The following is a 25,580-nucleotide window of genomic DNA, read 5'->3' as shown; positions in this document are numbered from 1 at the left end:
GACGACTAGGTATCGCGGGAAGTTTCGGGTGATCCGACGTTGGCAGCCCCATCCCTTGCGTCGTAATCCGAGATCGCTTGTTCCCAATGTTCGGCGTCCCGGCCTTCAGGTCGGCCCGCATGCTCCCATAGTGAGTACGCGCGTTTGCTTATCCATTCATTGCGCTCATCGTCGGTGAGGGTTCGACTGTCACTAACGCGCACGCCGGGATTGCCTATCGGCATCAGCCTATCCATGTCGTCGGGCGCAGGTGCCATGCCTTGCTGCTCGCTCGACTCGTTGATTGGTGGCTCCAGGCCCGGATGCTGGTTCGGTGTGTCTAAAGACGCTTGTACTTTAGTCATGATGTCCTCGCAGGTGTTCTATTGCTTGCGGTTAACATGCGATCGATGACGACCGACGGTTGTTTTGAGCGTTACCCTCGTGCTCTGGGGGCGGGTCGTTTTCTCGCATCGCTGATACCCATGAACCTCGGCGATCATCTCTTGTTCCATGCGGCGGCGGTGACGTTGGCCGCAACTCGTGAAAGTCACCGTTCCCGAAACCGTACAATCTATTCTCAGCCAACGCGCCCCGGTCTGAAGGCGGAGCCCGCCTTCCTCATCACGCCTATCGCGATTGGCACGGGTTCATGCGCCCGTCGACAGCAGCACAAGACTGCGCGGGGCCAGCCCGTAGGTTTGAGCGTCCTTGAGTTCTTCGCTCTCCCTCGCAGGATCTGCCGTCGTCAGCTTTGCGACCCATCCTTCCTCGGGACCTTCGGGCAAACTGAACTCGACGACGCCGTCGTGGGGGTTAAACAAGATGAGCACGTCGGTCATGCCCTCCGTCGACGAACTCTCCGCTGTCAGGCGCAGCCCGATTGTCGTACTGCCCTGGTCGGCCCATTGCTCTTCTGTCTGCTCGCCACCGCCCGGATTCAGCCAGGTCACCGTGGTGCCGTCGCGCCAGCTATCGCGACGGAGAATGGAATTCCCCTGACGGAGTTCGATAAGCCTCGTGACGAAATGGCGAAGTTGATCCGCCGATTCCGGCAGGTTCTCCCAATGCACCCAGCTCAACTCGCTATCCTGGCAGTAGCCGTTGTTGTTGCCCATCTGGCTCCGGCCGAATTCGTCTCCGGCCAGCAGCATGGGCGTTCCGTGCGATAGAAACAAAGTCGAAAGGAAATTCCGTTTCTGCCGGTCCCGGACGTCGTTGACGCCTTCGTCGTCCGTTGGACCCTCGACCCCATAATTGTAGCTGCGATTGTCGCTGTGGCCGTCCTTGTTGTCCTCGCCGTTGGCGTCGTTGTGCTTTTCGTCGTAGGAAACGACGTCGTTCAATGTGAACCCGTCATGTGCGGTTATGAAGTTCACGCCGGCCCACGGTCTGCGGCCGCGGAGATCATATACGTCACCGGAGCCCAGCACACGCGCTGCAAAGTCCCCGGTGGTGCCGTCCGTGTCCTTCCAGTAGTCGCGTACCGTGTCGCGGTACTTGTCGTTCCACTCGGCCCAGCCTGGCGGAAAGCCGCCGACCTGGTAGCCGCCGGGGCCGATATCCCATGGCTCCCCGACCAGCTTCAGCTTCGACAGCACCGGATCCTGTCCGACGGCGTCGAAGAACCCGCCACGTTGATCGAATCCTTCGGGCTCGCGGCCGAGGATGGTGCCCAGATCGAAACGGAAGCCATCTACGTGCATCTCCTGCGCCCAATAGCGCAGGCTGTCAGTCACCATCTGGAGGACGCGCGGGTGGGAGGTGTTGACCGTGTTCCCGGTTCCTGTGTCGTTGATGTAGTAGCGAGGCTGGTCGGGCATCGTCCGGTAGTAGGAAAAGTTGTCTATGCCCTTGAACGACAACGTCGGGCCGAGTTCGTTGCCTTCGGCCGTGTGGTTATAGACCACGTCGAGAATGACCTCGATCCCGCCGTCATGGAACGCGCGAACCATGTCGCGAAAGCCGTCCATACCCTTGGGTCCATAGTAACGCGAGGCCGGAGCGAAGAAGGCGAGCGAGTTGTATCCCCAGTAGTTCTTCAGTCCCTTGTCGAGGAGATGGGCGTCGTCCGGAAACCAGTGGATCGGAAGGAGCTCGACGGACGTTACGCCCAGGCTGCGGATATATTCGACGATCTTCGAGTGTCCCAATCCTTCAAAGGACCCCCGTAGTTCCTCCGGAATAGCTGGATGGAGTTTCGTGAAACCCTTCACGTGCGTCTCATAGAAGATCGTTTTGGACCAAGGAATTCCCGGCTTCGCGTCGCTCTTCCATTCGTAGCCTGCCGGATCGATCACCCGGCATTTTGGCATCGACTGCGCGCTGTCCGTCTCGTCGAAAGACAAGTCCTTGTCTTCGGCGTCCATCTTGTAGGCAAACTGCGGCTGACCCCAGTCGATATCGCCGACGAGCTCGCGCGCGTAAGGATCTACAAGCAACTTGTTCGGATTGAAGCGGTGGCCGTTCTCGGGATCGTACGGTCCGTGGACCCGGTAGCCGTAAAGCGCGTTAGGCTTGAGGCCGGGCACGTAGCCGTGCCAGATCTCGTTGGTGAATTCCGGAAGCGTGATACGGTCCGTTTCGGTTTTGCCCGTCTCGTCGAAGAGGCAGAGCTCGACGCGCTCGGCGTGCGCACTGAAAATTGCGAAGTTAACGCCGTCGCCGTCGAAGTTCGCGCCAAGACGCGTCCAGTCGCCTGCAAGCACCTGTCTACCTTTGTGGGGAGTTTTCATGTGAGTCCTCGGAGAGATTTGGCGCCGTGGAAACTCGGAGGCGTCGATTTCGTTCCGGTACTTTTTCGAACATGGAGCAAACGGAACCTAACCACCGAAACTAAGTTCCGCAGTTTGGGATTTCTGCCAAGGATTGAAGCCACGTGACACAGCTATCGTTTGGTCCACTCTTGGAAGGTGGAAGCATAACTTTCCGGTTCTGGGCGCAGCGTGATCCTGCGAGTTGACGCCGTTTCAACTCCGAGGAAGGCGACGCCATGTACGCGGCGATCCGTCCTGACAAGAGGTCGCGGTTTAAGTTGTTAGTGAAAATCGAAAGGAGCTGGAAGTGGACAATCGGAACGACTGGATTGCTAAGCGGGCCTACGCGTTGTGGGAGCAGGCGGGGCGTCCGTTTGGACAAGACGAGCAGCACTGGAGCCAGGCAGCGATGGAGCACGACTTCCTGGAAGCGACACGCGCCTCCAGCGACGGCAGGGAAGTCATCGAGATGCGACGAGACAAGCCTGCGTCCGCGGGCGAGGGAAACGTTCTCATCGTAGAAGACGAGCCACAGCTAAGATTCGATACGATGGACTTCCTGGAACGGGCCGGCTTCCGCACTTTGGAAGCCGCGAACGCCGACGAGGCGATGGTTCAGATGAAGAACAATGACATCGACGTCCTCTTCACGGACATCGACATGCCCGGATCGATGGACGGTCTTGGTCTTGTCTCCACCGTACGCAGCCGCTGGCCAGCCACGCGGATAATCGTTACATCTGGTCTGATAAAGCTCTCGCACCGCGACCTCGAAGACGGAGTGGCTTTCGTGTCGAAGCCGGCAGGCGGCCTCGAACTACTCAATCTGATTGCTCAGTCAGCATAACGTGCGCCCGCGCTAACGATTTCGCGCTCCGCCGGCATTCGGCGGAGCAACGGCTATTCGTCACGAATGGTTGAAACGCAATTTTTCTTCCGCTGAAAAGATTCCTACCTGAGGCGCTTGCGGCCGATCGGCTTTGCCCGGACCATTCTCTCAGGATTGGTTTTCAAGGCTGCGGCGGTTGATCAGGACATTCGATACGAGATTGGACTTGCGCGAGGGCGACGGCCCTGCGCTCGCCTGCGTCCTCGACCAATATTCCGCGTTGATGAGCCGTGCGGAGCGCCTCCTGCTCGGCAGGCTGAAGGCCGGTCGGGTCTGGACCGGAGACCTCAAGGTTTCGTTCTACCAGCACCTCGGACTGTCTTCGACGCATCTCGACATGGCCTACCGGCAGCTTCAGGCGAAGCTCAAGTCGGTCGCGGAGCTCGCGTCGGACCGGGTCAAGCAACTGACGGGCAAGATTGCCAGCAAGCGCACCGACATAATGCGCAAGGACAAGGCTCTTGCGAAAGCTATAGCCGAGCGATCGAAGCTGCCGGAGGAGCTTCAGGTCCTCCAGGGCAAGATCGCCAAGTGGCGCGCGTCGCTGGCCACGGTGAAGGATTCGATGCGCGTGAAGCATCTCTTCGTGCTGAAGCAACACCTCGAGCAGTGGCACGCGAAGACGGCGGCCAAGGATGCGATCCGACGTAGCATTCATGCTCTTCGCGCTGCGCTCCACCAGCACAGGCGACGTCTCGAAATCCTTGAACATCGCAAGGCCGAAGCCCAGCGGCAGGCTGCCGATCCGACGATGTGCTTCGGGTCGCGCAAGCTGTTCTTGGCGCAGTTCGCGCTTGCCGAGAACGGCTATGGCGACGTCGACGCATGGCGGAAGGACTGGCAGTCGTCGCGCTCGGCACAGATGACGATCGACGGCAATGCCTCGAAAGAGTGCGGCAACCAGTTTGCGCGGCTTCGGCGTCGCAAGGGCGGCCGCTACGATCTTGAACTCCGGCTGCCGAAGGCGTTGGCGCACCTTTCGACCCGGTCGTTCAAGTCCGCCGGGCATGACGTCGACTGCGTCGACTTCACAGGGCTATGCTTCAATCATGGCGACGAGGTGATCCAGCAGGCGATCGACGCAAGGCGTCCGGTGACCTTGAAGTTCCGCCGCGACGACACGTCGTGGCGCATTTCCGTGTCCGTCGACGACCGTATCGAGCCTGCGATGGTCGACTTCTCCTGCGGCGCTCTCGGCGTCGACCTCAATGCGGGCCATGTCTCCGCGGCGCTCGTCGACGCCGACGGCAATCCGGTCGAGTCCTTTACCTTCCCATGCGTGACCTACGGCAGATCGTCGGACCAGGGGAAGGATACGATCCGGAAGGTCGCCGCGCAGATCGCGGCGCTTGCCGACCGCCTTGGCGTGCCGGTCGTTTCGGAGAAACTCGACTTCGCACGGAAGAAGGCCACTCTGAAGGATTCCGACGATGCGCGCTACGCCCGCATGCTGTCTTCGTTCGCCTACAGCGCCTTCGAAGCCGCGCTGGCGTCCGCCTGCCTGCGCGGCGGCGTCAGCCATCGGCGGGTCAATCCCGCCTATACCTCGATCATCGGTCGCGTGAAGTTTGCTCGGCGCTACGGCCTGAGCGTCCATGAGGCCGCATCCGTCACCATCGCCCGCCGGGCGATGGGCTGCTCTGAGAGACTGCCCCGTTCCGACGATGGCACCGTCACGGCGCCGACGAACGGCTCTGTCCATGTCACCCTTGACCTACCCGTGAGGAATGGTTCGAGGCATGTATGGACGGAGTGGAACGGACTGAACAAGGAGTATCAGAAGAAGGCGCTTGCAGCGCGAGGATTGTCGGGACGCAGGTCCCGACCCGGATGGCGACCCAAGACGTCGTCCGGGCGAGGCGGAGAACCGCTTCATGGTCCTTCGGCGGAGGCGGGACGTTCCCGCTGGACGCCGCTTCAGTCACGCGATCCAGGGGTTGGTCGCGTGCCAGGAAAAGGTTCCTGCAATGAAAGTCGTCATCAGGTCGAACATTCGTGTTTTAACCATGCGTGACGAATACCCGTACATCGTGGCCGTCTTCTGCGATCTGGCGAAGCTCGCCGCCAGCGCCGCGATGAAGCTGCTGGTCGTGGATGGTGACCGTGTCGGTCTGTGAGGTCGAGCTCGAAGCCCGTGTCGTACGCTTTGCCATGGTTGTCCCCGAGATAAGTTGCCAGATATCAAAAAGGCCGCCCCATGGACGGCCTTCCCGAAAATTCAGCGGCTTCAGGCAGCCTTGCTCTTGCCCTTGGCGTTCGCGGACGCCTGAGCGAGCTTCGTGAGCTTCTGGTCGGTAGCCTCCTCTTCGGCGAGGTTCGCCTGGAGAAGCGGAACGGCGTCCTTCAGCCCGAGCTGGTTCGCCCATGCGATCAGCGTGCCGTAGCGGGCGATCTCGTAGTGCTCTACCGCCTGCGCCGAAGAAATCAGGCCAGCGTCGAGAGCCGGGGAGTCCTTGAACTCCTCGATGATCTCCTCACCTTCGGAGATGATGCCCTGGATTGCCTCGCAGGTCTTGCCGCGTGCCGGCTTGCCGAGCAGTTCGAAGACCTGCTCCAGGCGTTCGATCTGGCCTTGGGTTTCGTCGCGATGCTGAAGGAAGCCCGCCTTGCCTTCTTCCGACTGGGCGGCACGCGCCATCTTCGGAAGGGCCTTCAGTATTTGCTTCTCGGCGAAGTAGATGTCCTTGAGCGTGTCGAGGAACAGATCGTCCAGTGTCTTGGTGGTCGCCATTTTATCTCTCCATTATGGTTGAGGTTGAGGTCTGAGTGTTCGCTGTCAGTCGAGCAGGTCGGCCGGCACCTTGCCGCCGTTTTCGGAAAGCTTCTTCATGAGTGCCTTGTGAAGGAAGATGTTCATCTTCGCGCTATCATGAGCGTCGCCCGAGTAGCCGAGTTCCTGGGCCAGCTCCTTCCGCTCGTCCAGGCTCGCGTCCATGCCAAGCGCCTTCATCAGATCGACAATGGAGTGCCGCCAGTCGAGCTTCTGGCCGGACTTCTTCACGGCCGCGTTCAAAATGCTTTCGACATCGACGGAGGTAGTAATGACTGCCGAAGAAGATGTCGGCGCAGTCGTCGGGCTTGCTGGCTGCGATGCGGCGGGGGCCGATGTGGTCGCCGACGAAGCGGGAGTGGCCGGAGCTGGCGATGCAGACACTGAAGATCCAGGGGCGGCCGCAGGTGCCGAAGCCGACGGGGCTGACGGGCTGGAAGATTCGGACGCGGGCGCAGGGTGGGCTTCGCCAAAGATCGCGTGTTTGATACGGTCGAAGATGCTCAATCAATTCCTCCTTTCGAACAGGCCGGGGCGTTTGATCCGTCAAGAATCCGCGGTACGTACTCAACTAGCGGGCTGGGAAGGATTCGTGAGCTGCGCACCGACGATCACGTGTCCGTGAGTGCCTGTTTAACGCGGACGCTGCGCCGCGGTTCCATATCGAAGACGCATAGTGACAAAATGCGTCGGCGCGGGGCGGTTCCGACTAATGTCACGATGAACGCGGGTCATCTGCGTTCCGGTTCAATGCTGCCGGCGCCACCACGCATGCCCGCCTGCGTTGTCTATGATTGCCGCTGTTTCGATCCACACGCGTGCCGCGTCCGGCCTGCTGACAAGATGGAAATGTTCCGCTAAACAAGCGTTTCTGACACGCGCCAGCGAATCTTGTATCCAGAGGTAGCCGTGAACCAGCAGTCGCCTGAACATCCACCCCGCCGGGAACATGCGGACATATTCCTATCAGGCGGCGGCGAGGCGGGGGCGCTAATGCGTTCGCTTGACTGGTCGACAACACCGCTGGGGTCGCCAGAGACCTGGCCGCAAAGCCTGCGGTCTGCCGCCGGCATTTGTCTGGGCGCGAATTACCCGATAGCGATATACTGGGGCCCGGAACTGGCGCTCCTTTACAACGACGCCTGGAGCGATATTCCCGGAGAAAAGCATCCGTGGGCGCTCGGACGGGCCGGCCGCGAAGTCTGGCCGGAGATCTGGGACGCGATCGGGCCGCTCTTTGAGAGCGTGCAGACGACGGGCGAGGGAGTTTGGCAGGAGGACCAGCTCCTGCCCATGCATCGGCACGGCTACACGGAGGAATGCTACTTCAACTTCACCTTCAGCCCCATCCGCGGCGAGAACGGCGCTGTCGAAGGAATCTTCAACGCGGTCGTCGAGACGACCTTCCGCGTCATCGGCGAGCGGCGCGAGCGCACACTGCGCGAGCTCGCCGAACGCGTCGCCGGCGTCCGGACGGAGCACGAGGTTTATAGCGCCGCGGTCGAAGTCCTCGGGTCAAATGCAAACGACATCCCGTTCTTCCTCATGTACCGACTTCACTCGGATCATGCCGGGCCGCAACTCGTCGGTACGGCAGGAATGGAGGCGCCGTCTTTCAACTGGCCTGTGGAACTGCTTCTCGGGAACAAGGGGCCCCTCGTCGTTGAGAACCTTTCCGCGCAGGTGGGCGTCGAGATCCCGAGTCGGGTTTGGCCCGAACCTGTCGAACGCGCGCTGCTCGCGCCGTTCGGCGGAGCGGCGCACGGAGGGTCGCCAGCCGGCTTCGTCGTGGCGGGCATCAGCCCCCGGCGCGCTCTGGACAACGACTACGAGAACTTTGTGGCCCGCGCGGCAGCCCACCTGGGAACGGCGATCGCCAACGTGCGCGCCTTCGAGGAGGAGCGTCGAAGAGCGGAGACGCTGGCGGAAATCGACAGGGCGAAGACCGCGTTCTTCTCCAACGTCAGCCACGAGTTCAGAACCCCGCTCACCCTGATGCTCGGACCGGTCGAAGACGCGTTGGCTGATCCGCACCTGCCAACGCGCGAGCGTGAAAGGGTCGAGATCGTCCATCGCAACGGTTTAAGGCTGCTCAAGCTTGTCAACTCGCTTCTTGACTTCTCTCGTATCGAAGCAGGCAAGACGCAGGCGAACCTGGAGGCCGTCGATCTGGCAAGAGTCACGGCCGATCTCGCAAGCAACTTCCGATCTGCGATGGACAAGGCTGGGCTCCGCTTTCATGTCGACTGCCGGCCGCTGTCGGCGCCTGTGCTCGTCGACCGCGACATGTGGGAAAAGATCGTCCTTAATTTGCTCTCCAACGCCTTCAAGTTCACCCTGGAAGGCGAAGTCTCCGTCGATCTTACGGAGCGAGGCAGCATGGCGCTCCTTTCCGTCCGCGATACGGGAACAGGGATAGCCGCTGCGGAACTGCCGAAGCTCTTCGAGCGCTTCCACCGTGTTGAAGGGGCGCGAGGCCGCTCCATCGAGGGCAGCGGCATCGGCCTTGCCCTGGTGCAGGAGCTTGTCCGGTTCCACGGCGGAGAGGTGCAAGTCGAGAGCCGCGAGGGCGAGGGAACTTGCTTCACCGTCTCCATTCCCCTGGACCGTACTGGCGCGGTGCCACGAAAGGTCGAGGAACCTGCAAGGGCGACGGCCGTGCGTGCGCAAGCTTACGTCGAGGAAGCCATGCGATGGCTTCCAGAAGGCGGCTCCGTCCGTTCGGACTCCGAAGAACCCGTATCTTCCGCCCCGCAGGGCGCGCCGCGAATTCTCGTGGCCGACGACAACGCCGACATGCGTGACTACGTCCGCAGGCTTTTGTCGGGCAGCTATCGGGTGGACGTCGTGGAGGACGGCCAGGCAGCCCTCGACAGCATCCGCGAAAGCCGGCCTGACCTTCTCCTGACCGACATCATGATGCCGCGCCTCGACGGTATCGGCCTCATCAAGGCAATCCGCGAGGATGCGGGGCTTCGCGATCTCGCGGTCATCGCGCTCTCCGCCCGCGCGGGCGAAGAGGAACGCGTCGACGGTCTGGAGACCGGTGCCGACGACTATCTTGTGAAGCCGTTCTCCGCCCGCGAACTGGCAGCGACCGTTCGTTCGAATCTCGAGCTCGCAAGGATCCGGCACGAGGCGACGATAGGTCTTCGTCGGCAGGCCGAACGACTGGAGAGCCTCAACAAGACAGCCGGGCTGCTGGCCGGGGAGCTCGATCTCGACCAGCTCGTGCAGACAGTCACCGATTCCGGAGTGGAGCTAACGGGCGCCCAGTTCGGTGCGTTCTTCTACAACGTGACGGATGACAACGGCGAGAGCTACATGCTCTACACCCTCTCCGGCGTCCCACGCTCGGAGTTCTCGAAGTTTCCAATGCCCCGCAACACGAAGGTCTTCGCGCCGACGTTCGAAGGCACGGGCGTCGTCCGATCCGACGACATCACCGCCGACCACCGCTACGGTCAGAACGAACCCCACCGGGGCATGCCGAAGGGCCACCTCCCAGTGCGGAGCTATCTGGCACTCCCGGTGATGGCGGGGGACAAGAGCGTCGTGGGCGGTCTGTTTTTCGGTCATGCAGAGACCGGCCGGTTCACACAGGATCATGAAGCTCTCGTCGAGGCCGTCGCCAGGCAGGCGGCAGTCGCCTTCGAGAACGCGCGCCTGTTCAAGACCGCGCAAAAGGAAATCGAGCAGCGCAAGGCGACCGAAGAGCAGCTCGAAAGGTTGAACGCCCGGCTGCAGGAGCTGATCGACGAGGCGGTGGTACGCGCGAAGACTGCGGAGCAGGCGCTGCTCCAGTCTCAGAAAATGGAGGCCATCGGCCAGTTGACGGGCGGGATCGCTCATGACTTCAACAACCTCCTGCAGGTCGTCTCGGGCAATCTCCAGCTCCTCGGCAAGGACGTTGCGGGAAGTCCGGTGGCTCAGAAGAAGGTTGCGAACGCGCTCGAAGGCGTCGCCCGCGGCTCGAAGCTCGCAAGCCAGCTTCTGTCCTTCGGCCGCAGACAGCCGCTTGAGCCGAAGGTCGTCAATATCGGGCGCTTCGTCGCCGGCATGGAAAACATGCTGCAGCGGACGCTTGGAGAAGCGATCGAGATCGAGATCATTAGAAGCGGTGGTCTCTGGAATACGTTCGTCGACATCGTCCAGGTCGAGAATGCAATCCTGAACCTGGCGATCAACGCGCGAGACGCAATGGAAGGCACGGGGAAACTGACGATCGAGGTCGGCAACGCGTTCCTCGACGACACCTACGCCGGGCAGCACGACGATGTCGAGGCGGGCCAGTACGTCATGCTTGCCCTCACGGACACAGGCACCGGCATGCCGCCGGAAGTCGTCGCCAGGGTGTTCGAGCCGTTCTTCACCACAAAGCCGGTGGGCAAGGGAACGGGTCTCGGTCTTTCGATGGTGCATGGGTTCGTCAAGCAGTCCGGCGGCCACGTGAAGATCTACAGCGAAATTGGTGAGGGAACCTCGGTCAAGATCTACTTCCCCAGAAGTCATCAGCAGGAGGACATGCCGGTCGTTGCTGATCATGGCCCGGTCGTCGGCGGCACGGAGACCATTCTCGTCGCAGAGGACGATGAAAAGGTTCGCGAGACGGTCGTGGCGATGCTGACGGACCTGGGCTACCGCGTCCTGAAGGCCAAGGATGCGGCGGCCGCGCTCACGATTGTCGAGAGCGGCATCCCCATCGATCTGCTGTTCACCGACGTCGTCATGCCCGGCCCGTTGAAGTCGTCTGAGATGGCAAGGCAGGCGAGGGAGCGGATGCCCGACCTCGCCGTCCTGTTCACGTCCGGCTACACCGAGAACTCGATCGTCCACGGCGGAAAGCTCGACGTCGGCGTCGAGCTTCTATCGAAGCCGTACAGCCGAGAGGCTATGGCAAGGAAGATCAGACACATCCTCAACAACTCCCGCCAGACGAAGGCGGCTTCCATGCAGGAAACCGCGGGGGACACTTATACGACCCAGGACGAATTCGCAGGCGACCGGCAGCTCTCGGCGAGTGCCGTGCTTAAAGGGCACGGGAACAAGCGCCGCGTACTTCTCGTCGAGGACAACGACCTGATCAGGATGTCGGAGGCCGACATGCTGGCGGAGCTGGGATGCGAGGTCTTTGAGGCGGAATCCGCCGAAGCCGCCTTGCCGATATTGGAGCGAGGCGCCATCGACATCCTCATCTCCGATCTCGGCCTTCCCGGAATGTCAGGCGAGGACTTATGCCGCGAGATTCGGCGGCGTTGGCCGCACGTCGCGATCATCTTCGCGACCGGTCAGGACAATGGGCCGGTTCTGGAGGATGAGAGCAGGACGGCGCTTCTGCGGAAGCCTCACGGCGTCGAGGAGTTGGCGAGGGCGCTGCTCGAAGTGGCCAATACATAGCTGGAAGTGTGAAATCGTCGTGGGAGCACCTTCTTGACCGCTCGCCCGCTGTTTCTTTGCAAGTCGGCTGAGGTATGCGCCTAATAGACCTGTAAAGCGGCCGGGATCTTCCGGCGCGTCAGGAATCCTTCTTTGGGATCACGCTGATGTTGCGGCTCACCTCGAGTATGGCGAACTTGATATCGGCGACACGTTCGATACCTTCCTGGGCTCTTGCCGCTTCCATGACGTCCTCCTTGTCGAGTCGACAGCCGCGAAGCGCTCGTTCGTCGTATCTTCCGTCAGTCACCAGCACGGTCGGCAGGCCGTCGATCACATGTCCCGCTTTGGGCGACCACCGCTTGATGTAGGAAAGGCCGATATCGGTGACGAAAAGCGTCAGGATCACCAGGATGGCGTTCGTGATCGAGAAGTCCTCGCCGAGCATGGCCTGCTGCGTCGTCTCCGATATCACTAGGACGATGACGAGATCGAAGGGCGTCATCTGCGCGAGGGTGCGCCGTCCTGAGAGACGAATGTGACGAGCAGCGTAAAGTAGATCGCGAGGCCGCGAACGGCGGCGTCCATGGTGGCTCCTAGGGCAGTATGAAGGTGGAGTGCTCGTCGACGTCGTCTCCAATCCCGACGAGGAAAGAGCGCAGGCCCGGCTGCTGCGTCTGCAGTCAAACCCCGGCCTGACGCTCCGATGCGAGCCGCGACAGCTCCTCTGCCTCGAGCCGCTCGACGCCGATCATGTGGTTACCGGCTTCGCTTGACCTGATCAGTTCGTCCACCTTCACCTGCAGCGCGGCCATGTCCCGGTTTTGCGAATGCTGCATGATCAAAAGGACGAACAGGGCAACGCTCGTGCCGATCATGTTCGAAAGCAGGAACCATTGCGTTGGCAGGCCGAACATCATTCCGGCCGCGCACCACAGCGTTACGAGCAGGAATGTCGCTGCGACCGTGATCCGGTGACCGGCAACCCGGACGACCGCTTCGGACAACACGAGGAATGAGAATCTCATGCCTCCGAAATGCTCAAACGTGGGGCGGGTTCCACGCGAAGTCGTTGCTTTGTCGTCAGATCGGCGTAGGCTCTTATATGCGTGGATGCTGATGCAAAGGAGGATGCGATGTTTCAGGCGTTCGACAGTCGAGGCAGTCAGCCGCTGGGACCAGATGAAGTCTCGATGGTGCAAGGTCTCGTCAAGGAGTTCTGCGAGGCGAGGGCCGTCACGCCGGATTGCCAGGAAGCGCGGGACGCGGCGAAGGAGTTGTTGCGTTGGTTTCAAATCGGCGTCAACGACAAGAACCGCCTCCGCGAATTGCTGAATTCGCGCAACTGAGGCGCGGAACCGACGGTGGCGTGACGGAGGAGCATCGACGGGGCCGGATCGCACGGAGTTCGCGAAGCGCCGCACGGCGGACGCCAGCGGTAAGACGCGACGGTCTAACGGCGCCTACCCCAGGATTGGAAAAGACGATGGACGACGAAGAAATTAGGAAAGCCGCATACCGCAGATGGGAGGCCGAGGGCCGCCCAGAAGGACAGCACGAGCGGCACTGGCATGAAGCGGAAGCGGAACTGAAGCGTACGTCTACGGGCACGCAGACGTGGTCATCCGATCACACGGAAGGAGTGGCTCCTCCATCCGCCGACGATGAGGCGGGATCCGACGCTGTTTCGTCAAACGAACCTGGCAGTTTCAAGCCCGGCGAGTTGGCATCCGAAAACAAATAGTCAAACTGCATTGGACCTTCGGATCGTCTCGTCGCCGTTGCGCCGCCGGATGGCGTCGTGGGCGGCCAGCCAGTCGACCGAGAGGTCTATCTTGCTCCTTGAGCTCGGGGCCGGCCTTTCCAATTTTCGGCTCTTGCGGAAGTTTTTGAGGCGTGCCCAGGCGGCCAGCAATCCTCGCCAGCTCGGCCGGTAACGCCTCGTAGGCAGGTCTTGGAACGGGTTAATGAATCTGGGCTTGAGTCCGTTTTACGGAAGACGAAGGCTCGGGCTGCCCTGGCGTGGAACGAGGTCGGCGTCGGATGGAATTGGCCATGACGGCTCCCTGGATGGAGCAAGGAGAACGCCGCGTTCGGTCTCGTGTTCCCTTTTGGAGCCCCCGAGGATTCGGCGCCGGGTATGGCGGCCCCCGTTCCAACGGGTGAGCGGCCTCCTGTTTCGACGAGGTGACACCAGGTTGTCGCTCCCCGGAGAAGGGAACATCGAAGCGTCAGCGAAGTTTGTGCTCCGGGCACGAACGCGCAACGCCGAAGGGGCATCGATGACATCCCAACACTCATTTCCTATGAGCCGACGCTCCGCACTGGCCGCGGCAAGCGCGACGCTTGGGGCGTCGGTCTTTCCCCGGACGGTCTGGTCCGCTTCGAACACGCAGGAGAACGCGCATATGGAAGATCCAACGACCAAGTACCCGAAGCCGCCGTTTCAGAAGCAGAGCCAACCGTTCCCTGGTCTTGCCGGAAAGATGAACCCCAGGCCCGATCACGGAGAGACATCCTACAAGGGTTCAGGCCGTCTCGCCGGGCGCAAGGCGCTGATCACTGGCGGCGATTCCGGCATGGGCCGGGCCGCTGCTATCGCCTACGCGCGCGAAGGTGCGGACGTCGCCATCAATTATCTGCCGAACGAAGAGCCGGACGCGAAGGAAGTGATCGCTCTCATCGAGAAGGAAGGCCGCAAGGGCGTAGCACTGCCCGGCGATCTTCGCGATGCCGCCTTCTGCGAGAAGCTAGTCGACGACGCGGTGGAGGCCCTTGGCGGTCTCGACATCCTCGTTAACAACGCCGGCCGGCAGCAGCAGGCGCAGTCGATCGGCGACATCACCTACGACGCCTTCGACGCGACCATGAAGACGAATATCTACGCGACATTTCTTCTGACGAAGGCCGCTCTCAAGCACATGAAACCGGGCTCCTCCATTATCCAGACGACGTCCGAGCAGGCCTACGATCCGTCGGAGAACCTCGTCGATTACGCGATGACGAAAGCGGCGGTGATGAATTTCACTAAGTCGATGGCCAAGCAGCTTGGGCCCAAAGGCATCCGTGTAAACGGCGTTGCGCCAGGTCCGATTTGGACGCCGCTTCAGGTCAGCGGCGGAGCGACGATGGAGAAGCTCGAGAAGTTCGGGGGCGATACTCCGATGGGCCGGCCAGGCCAGCCGGTGGAACTCGCGTCGATCTACGTACAGCTCGCCGACCCGCAGGCGAGTTACGCGACTGGACAGGTCTACGGTGCGGCCGGCGGCGGCGGACAGCCGTAACCGTCCATCTCTTTCAGACGGAACATTCACTAGGAGATATCAAATGAAAGCTTTGACCTGGCACGGTAGCGGCGACATTCGATGCGAGGAGGTCGACGATCCGATCATTCAGGACGACCGCGACGCCATCATCAAGGTGACGAGTTGCGCGATCTGCGGTTCCGACCTCCACCTGTACGGAGGCTTCGTTCCTGGAATGCATGCTGGTGACGTCATGGGGCATGAAACCATGGGCGAGGTGGTGGAAGTCGGCCGAGGCAATTCCAAGCTCAAGGTCGGCGACCGCGTCGTCGTCCCGTTTACCATTTCCTGCGGCGAGTGCCGCCAGTGCCAATGGGGCCAGTTCTCGCTCTGCGAACGCTCGAATCCAAACGGCGCGGAACAGGCCAAGCAGGTGGGCTATCCAACGGCGGGCCTCTTCGGCTATTCGGAACTGTATGGCCGCTTCCCAGGCGGGCAGGCGCAATATCTACGCGTTCCCTACGCGGACGTCGGTCCCATCAAGGTTCCGGATGGGCTTTCGGACGAGCAGGTCCTCTTCCTCTCCGATATCTTTCCGACCGGCTACATGGCGGCGGAAAACTGCGACATCAAGCAGGGACAGACCGTCGCCGTCTTCGGCTGCGGTCCTGTCGGACTCTTCGCCATAAAGTCGGCTTTCCTACTGGGGGCGGAACGCGTCATCGCGATCGACACAGTGCCCGAACGCCTTGCACTGGCGCAGCAGTCCGGCGCCGAGACCCTCGACTACACCGACGAGGATCTCCAGCAACGAATCCTCGATATGACCGGCGGGAAGGGACCCGACGCGGTGATCGAGGCCGTCGGCATGGAGAGCCACGGCGCTGGCGGAGTCATGGAGACCATGCAGACAAAACTCACCTCGACGGAGCGACCTTACGCCCTCAGCCAGGCGATCATGGCGTGCCGTCCGGGCGGGGTCGTGTCCTTGCCGGGCGTGTTCGTTGGCCCCGCGGTCCCGGCGCCGCTCGGCGCGTTTGTAGGCAAGGGCCTTACGCTGAAGACCGGTCAGACGCATGTTCAACGCTACCTCGAACCGCTGATGAAGCTTATCGTCGACGGAAAGATCGATCCGTCGTTCTTGATCACGCACCGCATCGGTCTCGAAGAAGGGCCAGATGCCTACAAGACCTTCCGCGACAAGGAAGACGGTTGCGTGAAGGTCGTCATCCGCCCCAATGGATAAATTGCCGTAACTTTTCCCAAGACACCAACGGAGGCTGCCGACTAGCGGCGGCCTCCGTTTGGGCAGTCCCAAGCAAAGGAATGATCGATCCGTGATCGTCGTCCATCACCTGAACAACAGCCGCTCTCAGCGTATTCTGTGGATGCTCGAAGAACTCGGGTTCGAATACGAGATCCGGTTCTACAAGCGCAGCGCGGACATGTCTGCTCCGGCGGACCTACGCCGGATACATCCTCTCGGAAAGTCTCCGATCGTCGAAGATCAGGACGAACTTGGCAAACGCATCGTCCTCGTGGAGGCAGGCGCGATCTGCGAGTATCTGGTCGACAGGGCCGGAGGGAGGATGGGACCGTCGAACCCGGCCGAGCGCTTGCCCTATCGGCAGTTTCTTCATTACGCGGAGGGATCGGTAATGCCGGTCCTATTCGCGGCCCTGGTGGCGTCGAAGGTTCCGCTACTCGGCCGGCTCGCCGCGCGGAAGGTCAGGAAGATGATCGACGTGCACCTCGACTTCATCGAGAGCGAGCTGGAATCAAGGAAATGGTTTGCCGGCGAGACCATGACCGCCGCCGACGTGATGATGAGTTTTCCGCTCGAGGCCGCGAAGGCGCGGGCCGGACTTGGGAGGGAGCGTCCGGCGACCATGGCCTGGATCGATCGGATCCACGCCCTCCCAGCCTACAGAAAGGCACTGGAAAAGGGCGGTCCCTATGCCTTCGCGAAGGAATAGCAGTTGACCCGAAACGACAAGTAGAGACCAGGAAAATTTCCAGGATGTGCTCCTGTGGTCGGGGAGATGCGCGGCGTCCCGTTGTGAGCGCCGCGCATCGACACGATTGTCCCGGCTCAAGGCAATGACGCACTACCCATGTCGGGTCTAAACAAAAGCCGGAAGTCATTGACATGCACTGACCTCCTGCGAAGCTTGGATCGACGTCGCCCACGCGTCCGGCGGCTAAGGTCGAGCGGCGTAGGCAGCGTCACGCCTAGCGGCTCCAAGCGACTTAAGAACTCAATGAAGCGTTTCCCGACGGGCGACTTTGTCCACCGCCGCCTCGACCGTCCCGATCAGCCGGCCGGCCTTTCTGAGCAGGATGTCGCCACGCTCATCTACGACGAGCTCGTCCGCCATCTCTTCGATGAGGCTAGCGACTTCCGTCAGACGCTCTCCAAGATCACCGAGATCGAGATGGCTAGCCTGTCTCGCCAGCCGGTGCAGACACTCGGCGTAGCGCGAGGCGACCATCAAACGTGCGCCAGCTCGTGATGCTCCGGCGTCGCGGAGGGCGGAAATCTCCTTGTCGCTCCTACTCATGACCGCCTCCCTGGCGGTGGCTGTCCATCACGGGGAGCGTCGCCCGCCTCAGCGTCCCAACGGTCGTCGAGACTACGAAGAGCGTCGAGGATGTCCTGGCAGCGGATCGGACGACGGAAGCCCGGCGGCTTCCTGAGGTCCGGGCGAGAATCGACCGCGAAGAGGTCGGAGGCCCATGCGGCCAGGATCGACCGCTTTTCGTCGACGGGGAGCGCGGTGGCCAGCACGTCGCGCGGGTGGTCGTAGCGCTGTCGCCGTCGAAGTATTCGCCCTACGGACAGCGCGTGGAGGGCTGTTAAATTCTGGAATTCGTTCCTTTCGATCGTCATTGTCTTGTCTCCTGAAAACCTTCAGCAATGGTGCGAAAATCTCGAGGTGCCCAATGAGATTGTTCGCCCGTTCCCCGTGTTCAAGATGTGCGCGCGGAACTCGCGAAAAAATTTCGAGCGCCGCTCTTGAAGCCGGAAAAACGCAAAACCAGATCATTTCGCGTCGGTCGCCAGAGAGGGTCCGGCAAGCAACGGAGACGCTGGTTCCGCGTCTCTCCCAACTCGCTTTACGGAGGTTTTGGTTATGAGAAACGAATTCGACTTCGCCCCCCTGTTCCGGTCCAGCATCGGCTTCGACCGGGTCTTCAACCTGCTCGCCAACTCGCAGCGCCTTCAGGCGATCGAGACCTGGCCGCCATACGACATCGTCAAGACCGCCGAAGACGGCTATCGCATTCTGATGGCGGTCGCGGGCTTTGCGGAAGATGATCTCGAAATCACGCAGGAGCGCAATGTCCTTGTCGTGAAGGCGCAGAAGGCCGAGGAACCGAACGCGGGCGAATACCTGCATCGCGGCATTGCCGCCCGCGCCTTTGAGCGCCGTTTCGAACTCGCCGACCATGTTAAGGTAGAGAACGCGAGCCTGAAGAACGGGCTGCTCAGCATCGCGCTGAAGCGCGAAATTCCCGAGGCGATGAAGCCCAGGAAGATCGCGATCGGCGCTGCCGACCCGCAACCCGCTCCGCTTCAGATCGAAGCTGAAAAGCAGGTCGCATAAACAGATCGCAGGGAAAAGTGGAAGCGTCGCGCCGCGGCGCTTCCATGAGGAGGATTTATGAGGCACATCACCCCCCAACGCTTGGACGCCTTCGACGTGCGCGATCTTTCGCAGTGTCAGGAGGTGTTCGATGAACTTCTGGCCAAAGGCGGTATCGCGAAGGATACCGAGGAAGCGACCAGGATTGCGACGATCCTGGTAGAGCTTTACCGTCAGGGGGTTCGTGATCGATCCCACCTTGCGTCGATGGTGACGGCCGCGCGTGGACTTTTCATGTCCAGGATGACCGCCGAGGCGAATGCTTCCGTGTCTGAAACCATCTGAGCCCCGAGCGGCACGACCCGCCGATCGCACTCCGGCTTGGCCGAGGGGGCCAAGCCGGCTTGATTGTAGCGGTCCAGGAGCCTTTCGCGGTGAGGGATAGCAGGCAGCGACGGATATCTTCTGTCCTGTTTCGGACGGAGACCTTTGGCCTCGTTGCTCGTTACCCTCGTTCAATATGGAGGAAGCATGATGACCGAGAACTCGGCACGGCGTCGGAATTCCCTCACTACGCAGGAACGGGAGGAAATCCGTGAGCGGACTGATCGGACAGCGCAAGGAGCGATCGACGAGGAGCGCCGCCAGCGCGAGGCGAAGACCGCGCGTTTGAGAGCCGCAAGACTGCAGGCGGAACAGCGGGCCAAGCAGCTTTGACGGCCCATTTGTTCGCATTTTATTAAATATGACAGCGAATACTCCACTCCGAGGGGCATCTAATCTTGGCTGAGCGAGTTCATCTCGCGAGCAACGGAGCGGAGACTGCCATGTACCAGCGTACGGTTCTCATCGTCGAAGACGAAATCCTGATCCGGATGATGCTTGCCGACACGCTTCTTGACGAAGGCTACGACGTGGTCGAGGCGGCGAACGTCCTCGAAGCCCTGGCCGTCCTCGGACAGCGGAACATCGACGCCGTCGTCACGGACGTTGACATGCCCGGCAGCCTGAACGGCCTCGATCTCGCAAAAATGATTTCGGTAACCCACATGCACGTGCCGGTCATCATCGCATCCGGCGGACGCCGCCTCCGGCCGGAAGAACTTCCTGGCGACGCCGTGTTCGTCCCGAAGCCATATGGGCTGGATGTCATCGCTGCGATGGTCGGAAACATGACCGCAGGAGAAGGACGACGGCTGGCCGGCTAGTCGAAGTTTCCGACACGACCGGTCTGAAAGACGACGATAGGATCGCTTTCCTTGCCGACCGCGGGTCGTCCTTCGCGTTTGACTGCGAGATTTCCCGCGTAGTCCTTGGCGAGCTCCTTCGCTTCCTCGACGGCTCCCGGCTCGTCGCCGTCGACGACCGTCTCCCAGATCAGAACGTGCTGCCCGTGGTCATTGAGGTCTAAAGCGAATATGCTGATCGATGTGAACGCTCCTGGCATTGGCTCAAGCCGATCCGCCAAAGTCCTCGGTCCGCTATAGTACGCAGTAGGTTCTGGCCGGGGGCGGTCATAGAAAATAAAGGCGATTTCGGTACTCAGATGCTTCACACAGGCATCAGATGAGATGATTACACCACGCGTAGTAGCCAGAGAGCATCTTGAGAGTCACCGTTCCGACGAGCCCGTTCTGTGCTCGGTTGTCACCGTTCGAGAGGACGGCGAGATCAGCCGTGCAAGTCCGTCCGCGCAATACTTGTTCGGGGTCGCTCCCCGGCCGGGAATGCGGTTTGGCGATTTGTGGGAAGAAGCGATGAAGTCCGGCGTGCTTTCATCCGGAGCCGCCACGAGGCTGACCTCAGCGATGCAGGAGAAGCGAAAACGGCATCTGTTTGAAACGCTCGACGGCAAGAGCATTTTGATGTCCGCGGATTGGTCTGCCGGCGATCACGCAGTCATTGAGTTCTGCGACGTTTCGTTCGCAGTGGAAACGGCGCTCAGCCGACAGCTTGACGTACTAACGGGGCTTGCCAACCGATCTGCACTGATGACGCGGCTGAACGAATACGTCGTCTCACGATCCCGTGGGGCAGTGATCTACATCGATCTCGACCGGTTCAAATTCGTCAACGACACGCTGGGGCACCCCGTCGGCGATGCGCTGCTGAAGTTAGTGGCGGAGAGGATCTCCCGGCTTCTGGGCCCGCACGATCTGCTCGCCCGTGTCGGCGGCGACGAATTTGTAATTCTTCAGTCGTCCGAAGAGCAGCCTCTCGCGGCAGAAACTCTCGCACGAAAGCTTATCGACATCGTTGGCCGGACCTATCTCGTTCACGGGCACACTGTGCAAATCGGAGCAAGCGTCGGCATTGCTCTGATTGGGGTCGATGGCGAGAACGTGACCGAGCTCGTTAAGAACGCCGATTTGGCACTGTTCAAAGCGAAGACCGGCGGGCGCGCAACGTACCGGTTTTTCACCGATGCGATGGACCGCGAGAGCCAGGCGAGGAGAGCGATGGAGATCGAGCTGCGTCGGGCGATGGTCATGAAGGAGTTCTCCCTCGTTTACCAGCCGCAGTTTGAAATCGAGGGGAGCCGTCTTGTAGGATTTGAAGCTCTCATACGCTGGTCGACGCCAGATCGAGGTCACGTTTCACCAGCCGCTTTCATACCGCTCGCCGAGGAAATCGGGATGATCGGACAACTTGGAGAGTGGGTATTACGGACCGCCTGCGCCGAGGCGGCGTCGTGGCCGGCACCGCTCTCGGTCTCGGTGAATCTTTCACCGCTGCAGTTCAAGAACCCAAAGCTGGTCGACACGATCGTATCCGCCCTGTCCAACGCCGGGCTGCCCGCCTCCCGGCTCGACCTCGAAATCACCGAAGGCGCGTTGATGGACGATACCGATACCGTCGTAGCGATGCTCGAAGAAATCAAAAAGCTGGGAATGAAGGTTTCGCTGGACGACTTCGGTACCGGGTATTCGTCGCTCAGCTACCTCCAAAAGTTTCCGTTCGACAAGATAAAAATCGACCAGTCGTTCGTCCGTAGTCTGGAAAGCAGCCCAGACAGCGTCGCAATTGTCAGGGCCGTAACCGCGCTTGGCAAAAGCTTGGGAATTATGACGATCGCCGAGGGCGTCGAGACGGAGAACCAACTTCGGCAGATCGCCGAAGAAGGCTGTGGACAGGTTCAAGGATATCTCACCGGAAAGCCGCTGAGCCCTGCCGATGCGGCCACGCTGATAAAGACCCAACATTGAGGACCGGCTATGACAGACTTCCGCCTGGTATACTGTAGCGAAAACAGGGTTCCACTTGCCGACCAAGGCCTCCGGTCGGCAATGGACGACATCCTTGCAAAGAGCCGCCGCAACAACGCATTGGTAGGCGTATCGGGCGCATTGATGTTCAGCGCCGGCTATTTCGGACAGATCCTCGAGGGACGTCAGGGCGCTCTCGAAGCAACATTCGAACGGATCCAGCAGGATGCGCGCCACGGCGAAGTGTGCGTTCTCGATTTCGGCCCCGTGTCTAAGCGTGCCTTCGAAAACTGGTCAATGGCCTATGTTGGCGATCACTCCCAAGCCTTCGATGGATGGATCGGTAGTTCAAGTTTCGATGGTGGCATATTCACAGCAAACGCTCTGTTTGAGAAGCTGAGGTCCATGGTTGCGTCGGCAGTGCAGGCGGCGTGACCGCGATACTCTCGGAGTGAACCGGCCGGAGACCGACCAGTGCTGACGGCAGATCGAGTTCGTACCATGAGTTGGCATTTGCTTTCCCTGGTTCCTCATTGTGAGCAGGCCCGAAGGTTTTTGGTCGGATCGGTTGCGATCGGCCGGTTGGACAGGCGCCGTCGTCGCCTGAGATACCTAACTGCTCAGACCGAGCGCCAAGATGGTGACGATGAGAAGTCCTATGACGGCGGCTCGGGCCTGTCGCCGCCCTTTACAGCATCTCTGTCTTCCCTCCTTCGCGCACACGATATTTGCGCACTCTTGTTCAATTACAATGTGCCGACGATCTCGCGACGAATAATTTCGTGCTGGGCGCCTTGACGCCCGACATGTCGTTCTTTATTTGTTCCATCATGTTCACGACCCATCGACAACCGCAACAACTCTGATCGAGCTGCCGCACCGCGGCGGATCCTTTTGGTGTTGTTGTGGAGACGACGATGAATCCTTCGAGAGCAGAGGGTCGTTCGACCCGAGACGTCGTGCGCACTGACGGCGAGCGTTTCCGCCCATATGGGACGGTTCGGTGCTCCAATCCTTCATACTTCCGAAGTCAGCTAGCGCGCGATCTGGGATGCCTTCTTGACGTTGACGACGATGTAGCAGCGTGGTGCTGCCGCCCTTTCGGCATGGACGCGGCACTTAAGGACATCGGCTGGGAAGGTCCGCCTCCCGACTTCATGGCGACCTATTTCGGCGGCAGGGAAGTCTACCTTCACGTTACGGAAGCTAACGGGGATCCTGAGGTGACGGAGGCGGCAGCATGTCGGCAGCTCTGGCATCGGTTCGTCCCGGAGGCGGAAATCCGTGCTGCCGGCCATCGACTGCAAAACGCCAAGGATCTCCTTCGGTACGCCAACTATCGGACGCCGCTTGGGGATCGAATAAGGCTGTTGGCTGCGCTGGAGCAAGAAGGTTCGGCGACCGTCGCTGAGTGCCTTTCCGCCTTCAAGGAAATTGCCCCGATGGCCGGGCTCTCATCACTCATCCTAAACAGATTTATTGCCGTCGACCTCGATGCGGGCCTGCTATCGCCGCATACCGTCGTTCGCGTTTTTGTGAGGTAACCAACATGACGCGCCCCAGATCAACCGAACCAAAACCATCTAGGAGACTATCCCGAACAGCCTGCCTCCTTTCACTCAACAAAACGCTGAAGGAGCACGGTCCAGTTTATGGCGAGGTTCCGTTCACTCTGGCTGTCGTGGTGCCGGATTCTTTAATGAGCGAATATGTCGCCGCATTTAGAAACCTCCAGCAGACTGAACCCGTCCTCGCCGAGATTGAGCTTTCGGTGGTGGCTTCAAAGACGAGAGGGCGACGAGACTTCAGCGAGGTTGGCACGTTGCTGCGGTTTAGCGACAAGGTCCTCGTGTTACTCGACAAGGGCGACGGCCTTCCGTCTTTTTTGACCGCCGCCGTCGATCGAGTGACCAGAGTGGCACCGATCGATGGCCCGCTGCTCTCAGGCGCCGTGCGAGCAGCCCTTGATTGGGAGCTTCCCGTCTGTGAAGCAGAGGACCTTCTAAAATTCCCGATCGAGGATGTCCTTTCCGCATTAAGGCCCGGACGTTCAACTTTGGAGGCCCTTAAAAGGCTCGCGGCCGCGAGGGCTTCCACGATGGACGTGGGAACCGTGCCGGTAGAAAGTCTCTCGGGGTACGGCGAAATCGCCGACTGGGCAAAATCTGTCATCGCCGACGTCGCTGCCTGGAGACAGGGCGAGATCTCCTGGAGGGACGTCGACTCCGGCGTCCTGTTAAGCGGCCCGCCTGGCGTCGGGAAAACGTTGTTTGCGAGGGCGCTGGCCCGAAGCTGTGGGTGCTCGTTCGTAGCATCGTCTCTGGCCCAGTGGCAGGCGGCAGGTCATTTAGGCGACCTCCTAAAGGCCATGCGCGAGACTTTCCGGATTGCCGCGGAGCGGGCGCCCACGGTCCTGCTTCTCGACGAGTTCGACGCAATCGGAGATCGTTCGGCGTTTTCGGGGCAGAACGCGCAGTATTCGACGGAAGTTGTCGCTGGTCTGTTGGAATGTCTCGACGGCGCCTTGAGGCGAGAAGGGGTCGTCGTGGTCGGCGCTTGCAATCATCCTGGTCGGATTGACAAGGCATTCCTGCGTCCGGGTCGTCTCGGTAAGCAGTACGTTCTCTCAATTCCGAACACGGAGGCGCGGGCGGGTATCCTAAGGACCTACCTTGGTGACGCGATCTCGCCGGCTGACGTCCGGAGGCTGGCCAAAGAGACGGTCGGATTCTCCGGTGCCGACATTGAGCAGCTCGTGAAGGACTCCCGCCGGCGGGCACGCATGCAGTCGCGAGAAATCACGGTCTCTGACATGTTGTCGTGCCTTCCCGCCGCCGAGCCTATCGCCGGCGAGCTTCGCGATCACATCTGCATTCATGAGGCGGGCCACGCCGCTGCCATTATCGCATTAGACCTGGGAAGCATCGAAGGCGTAGTGGTGCTGGACAGCTTCCGTAACGGCATCGGTGTAGGCGGCGGGGCGCATTTCGACCCTCATGACCGCGTGCATGACTCTAAGTTCTTCAGGTCGGGAATTGTGGTGCAACTCGCAGGCATGGCGGCAGAGAGGCTGTTCTTTGGCGATCACCTCGAGGGTGCGGGAGGAGGCGCCGGTTCTGATTTGCAGAAAGCTGCCGACATCGCAACGTGCATGGTCGCCCAGCTCGGTATGGGCGGCGTCACCACCTTCCTTTCGGCAAACTCTGCCGAAGATCTGGAAAAGATTCGGCGGACGATGCCCGAGATCAATGGACGCGTGGAACGAATTCTTTCCGATGCACTAGACGATGCCAGGAAGCTCGTAGCCCGGAAGGCGCTTTTTATCTGTGAGCTGGCAGCTATTCTGAACGCTGAGGGCAACGTGACCGGCGACCGGGCAAGGGAGCTGTTCGACGAACTGGTGCCTAGCGATGACGAATAGATGGTCGGGGGATATCAAGCGCATGCGATCGTTGCCGCCGCACGAGCGGGCCAGTTCGTTCCGAGCATTCATCGCTAAGGATTGCGGGCGTCCATTGACGGTGCGCGAAGCCCGCTCGCGGCTTTATCTGCTTACGACAGACGCGCTGGCCGGGCGCCCGTGTCTGGTCTCGATCGACGGCGCTGAGACGATACTGATGTCGTTGACCGACATTGAGGGGATCCTTCTTGACTTGTCGCTGACCAAGTTCGTCGAGGACCGGAAGAAAATGCCGCGAAAAAAATTGCGGCCTCGATAACTGACGATCGAGCTCCGTGGATCCCGCGCTACAAGAATGCGGTTGGCTGTCTT

At 60.8% G+C, this 25,580-nt stretch carries 26 protein-coding genes and 2 pseudogenes; 18 read left to right on the top strand and 10 right to left on the bottom strand.

Annotation, left to right across the window (positions count from 1 at the left end):
- Positions 1–5 precede the first annotated feature (5 nt).
- Positions 6–344, bottom strand: coding sequence for a DUF2934 domain-containing protein (locus tag J2X43_RS31015; RefSeq protein ID WP_405049550.1), 339 nt, complete (start codon positions 342–344; stop codon positions 6–8).
- 285 nt (positions 345–629) lie between these two features.
- A complete protein-coding gene (gene glgX, locus J2X43_RS00290) occupies positions 630–2,714 on the bottom strand; it encodes a glycogen debranching protein GlgX (protein WP_310289922.1) in 2,085 nt (694 codons plus the stop codon).
- 328 nt (positions 2,715–3,042) lie between these two features.
- Between glgX and J2X43_RS00285 the strand changes: the two genes are divergently transcribed.
- Both J2X43_RS00285 and J2X43_RS00280 read left to right on the top strand, forming a co-directional pair.
- Positions 3,043–3,582, top strand: coding sequence for a response regulator (locus J2X43_RS00285; RefSeq protein ID WP_310289920.1), 540 nt, complete (start codon positions 3,043–3,045; stop codon positions 3,580–3,582).
- 379 nt (positions 3,583–3,961) lie between these two features.
- Complete coding sequence (locus J2X43_RS00280; protein ID WP_310289918.1) at positions 3,962–5,638, top strand: IS200/IS605 family accessory protein TnpB-related protein; 1,677 nt, start codon at positions 3,962–3,964, stop codon at positions 5,636–5,638.
- Here J2X43_RS00280 and J2X43_RS00275 read toward each other — a convergent pair.
- From J2X43_RS00275 to J2X43_RS00265, 3 genes are all read right to left on the bottom strand, one after another.
- Complete coding sequence (locus J2X43_RS00275; protein ID WP_310291300.1) at positions 5,625–5,777, bottom strand: hypothetical protein; 153 nt, start codon at positions 5,775–5,777, stop codon at positions 5,625–5,627. The genes J2X43_RS00280 and J2X43_RS00275 overlap by 14 nt on opposite strands.
- Before the next feature lie 74 nt (positions 5,778–5,851).
- Entirely contained in the window at positions 5,852–6,355 is a 504-nt protein-coding gene (locus tag J2X43_RS00270) for a ferritin-like domain-containing protein (RefSeq protein WP_112387750.1), read from the bottom strand.
- Between the two features lie 45 nt (positions 6,356–6,400).
- A complete protein-coding gene (locus J2X43_RS00265) occupies positions 6,401–6,901 on the bottom strand; it encodes a DUF3597 domain-containing protein (protein ID WP_112540683.1) in 501 nt (166 codons plus the stop codon).
- A gap of 486 nt (positions 6,902–7,387) precedes the next feature.
- Here J2X43_RS00265 and J2X43_RS00260 point away from each other — a divergent pair.
- Together J2X43_RS00260 and J2X43_RS00255 are read left to right on the top strand one after the other, a co-directional pair.
- Positions 7,388–8,989: pseudogene (locus J2X43_RS00260) on the top strand (sensor histidine kinase); the annotation flags it as partial.
- Between the two features lie 93 nt (positions 8,990–9,082).
- Positions 9,083–11,791 carry a response regulator gene (locus J2X43_RS00255; protein WP_405049561.1) on the top strand — a complete coding sequence of 903 codons (2,709 nt, stop codon included), beginning with the start codon at positions 9,083–9,085 and terminating at the stop codon, positions 11,789–11,791.
- 118 nt (positions 11,792–11,909) lie between these two features.
- On the opposite strand, the pseudogene J2X43_RS00250 reads toward J2X43_RS00255, so the two are convergent.
- Positions 11,910–12,358: pseudogene (locus J2X43_RS00250) on the bottom strand (DUF421 domain-containing protein).
- Between the two features lie 95 nt (positions 12,359–12,453).
- On the bottom strand, positions 12,454–12,798 hold the full coding sequence (locus tag J2X43_RS00245; RefSeq protein WP_112387757.1) for a low affinity iron permease family protein: 345 nt from the start codon (positions 12,796–12,798) through the stop codon (positions 12,454–12,456).
- Between the two features lie 108 nt (positions 12,799–12,906).
- Here J2X43_RS00245 and J2X43_RS00240 point away from each other — a divergent pair, with 108 nt between their 5' ends.
- From J2X43_RS00240 to J2X43_RS00220, 5 genes are all read left to right on the top strand, one after another.
- Complete coding sequence (locus tag J2X43_RS00240) at positions 12,907–13,119, top strand: acetyltransferase (protein WP_112387758.1); 213 nt, start codon at positions 12,907–12,909, stop codon at positions 13,117–13,119.
- 137 nt (positions 13,120–13,256) lie between these two features.
- Positions 13,257–13,514 (top strand): DUF2934 domain-containing protein, encoded by a 258-nt coding sequence (locus tag J2X43_RS31010; RefSeq protein WP_405049549.1) that lies wholly within the window; start codon positions 13,257–13,259, stop codon positions 13,512–13,514.
- Positions 13,515–14,178: 664 nt separating this feature from the next.
- Positions 14,179–15,054, top strand: coding sequence for an SDR family oxidoreductase (locus J2X43_RS00230; protein WP_310289910.1), 876 nt, complete (start codon positions 14,179–14,181; stop codon positions 15,052–15,054).
- A gap of 43 nt (positions 15,055–15,097) precedes the next feature.
- Complete coding sequence (locus tag J2X43_RS00225; RefSeq protein ID WP_310289907.1) at positions 15,098–16,261, top strand: zinc-dependent alcohol dehydrogenase; 1,164 nt, start codon at positions 15,098–15,100, stop codon at positions 16,259–16,261.
- A 91-nt stretch (positions 16,262–16,352) separates the two neighbouring features.
- Positions 16,353–16,991 carry a glutathione S-transferase gene (locus J2X43_RS00220; RefSeq protein ID WP_310289906.1) on the top strand — a complete coding sequence of 213 codons (639 nt, stop codon included), beginning with the start codon at positions 16,353–16,355 and terminating at the stop codon, positions 16,989–16,991.
- Between the two features lie 282 nt (positions 16,992–17,273).
- On the opposite strand, the gene J2X43_RS00215 is transcribed toward J2X43_RS00220, so the two are convergent.
- Together J2X43_RS00215 and J2X43_RS00210 are read right to left on the bottom strand one after the other, a co-directional pair.
- Positions 17,274–17,576, bottom strand: coding sequence for a hypothetical protein (locus tag J2X43_RS00215; protein WP_112515526.1), 303 nt, complete (start codon positions 17,574–17,576; stop codon positions 17,274–17,276).
- Positions 17,573–17,905 (bottom strand): hypothetical protein, encoded by a 333-nt coding sequence (locus J2X43_RS00210; protein ID WP_310289902.1) that lies wholly within the window; start codon positions 17,903–17,905, stop codon positions 17,573–17,575. Before J2X43_RS00210 ends, J2X43_RS00215 begins: the two co-directional genes overlap by 4 nt.
- Positions 17,906–18,149: 244 nt before the next feature.
- Here J2X43_RS00210 and J2X43_RS00205 point away from each other — a divergent pair, with 244 nt between their 5' ends.
- From J2X43_RS00205 to J2X43_RS00190, 4 genes are all read left to right on the top strand, one after another.
- Positions 18,150–18,623 (top strand): Hsp20 family protein, encoded by a 474-nt coding sequence (locus J2X43_RS00205; protein ID WP_310289899.1) that lies wholly within the window; start codon positions 18,150–18,152, stop codon positions 18,621–18,623.
- Positions 18,624–18,680: 57 nt separating this feature from the next.
- A complete protein-coding gene (locus J2X43_RS00200) occupies positions 18,681–18,947 on the top strand; it encodes a hypothetical protein (RefSeq protein WP_112445199.1) in 267 nt (88 codons plus the stop codon).
- Between the two features lie 189 nt (positions 18,948–19,136).
- Positions 19,137–19,319, top strand: coding sequence for a hypothetical protein (locus tag J2X43_RS00195; RefSeq protein WP_112387863.1), 183 nt, complete (start codon positions 19,137–19,139; stop codon positions 19,317–19,319).
- A 110-nt stretch (positions 19,320–19,429) separates the two neighbouring features.
- On the top strand, positions 19,430–19,810 hold the full coding sequence (locus tag J2X43_RS00190) for a response regulator (RefSeq protein WP_310289894.1): 381 nt from the start codon (positions 19,430–19,432) through the stop codon (positions 19,808–19,810).
- Here the strand turns inward: J2X43_RS00190 and J2X43_RS00185 are convergent.
- A complete protein-coding gene (locus tag J2X43_RS00185) occupies positions 19,807–20,049 on the bottom strand; it encodes a hypothetical protein (protein WP_310289891.1) in 243 nt (80 codons plus the stop codon). The genes J2X43_RS00190 and J2X43_RS00185 overlap by 4 nt on opposite strands.
- A gap of 310 nt (positions 20,050–20,359) precedes the next feature.
- On the opposite strand from J2X43_RS00185, the gene J2X43_RS00180 reads away from it, so the two are divergent.
- The 5 genes from J2X43_RS00180 to J2X43_RS00160 all read left to right on the top strand — a co-directional run bounded on the left by J2X43_RS00180 (position 20,360) and on the right by J2X43_RS00160 (position 25,527).
- Positions 20,360–21,808, top strand: coding sequence for an EAL domain-containing protein (locus tag J2X43_RS00180; protein ID WP_310289890.1), 1,449 nt, complete (start codon positions 20,360–20,362; stop codon positions 21,806–21,808).
- A 9-nt stretch (positions 21,809–21,817) separates the two neighbouring features.
- Positions 21,818–22,243 (top strand): BLUF domain-containing protein, encoded by a 426-nt coding sequence (locus J2X43_RS00175; protein WP_310289888.1) that lies wholly within the window; start codon positions 21,818–21,820, stop codon positions 22,241–22,243.
- A 671-nt stretch (positions 22,244–22,914) separates the two neighbouring features.
- On the top strand, positions 22,915–23,352 hold the full coding sequence (locus J2X43_RS00170) for a hypothetical protein (RefSeq protein ID WP_310289885.1): 438 nt from the start codon (positions 22,915–22,917) through the stop codon (positions 23,350–23,352).
- A gap of 155 nt (positions 23,353–23,507) precedes the next feature.
- Positions 23,508–25,229: an AAA family ATPase gene (locus tag J2X43_RS00165; protein WP_310289881.1), complete on the top strand. Its 1,722-nt coding sequence runs from the start codon at positions 23,508–23,510 to the stop codon at positions 25,227–25,229.
- Between the two features lie 22 nt (positions 25,230–25,251).
- Entirely contained in the window at positions 25,252–25,527 is a 276-nt protein-coding gene (locus J2X43_RS00160) for a hypothetical protein (RefSeq protein WP_310289878.1), read from the top strand.
- Positions 25,528–25,580 lie beyond the last annotated feature (53 nt).

The organism is Rhizobium sp. BE258, assembly GCF_031457345.1.
Classification (GTDB): domain Bacteria; phylum Pseudomonadota; class Alphaproteobacteria; order Rhizobiales; family Rhizobiaceae; genus Rhizobium.
The sequence above is the reverse complement of the archived record's forward strand: the minus strand, read 5'-3'. Positions and strand labels throughout refer to the sequence as shown.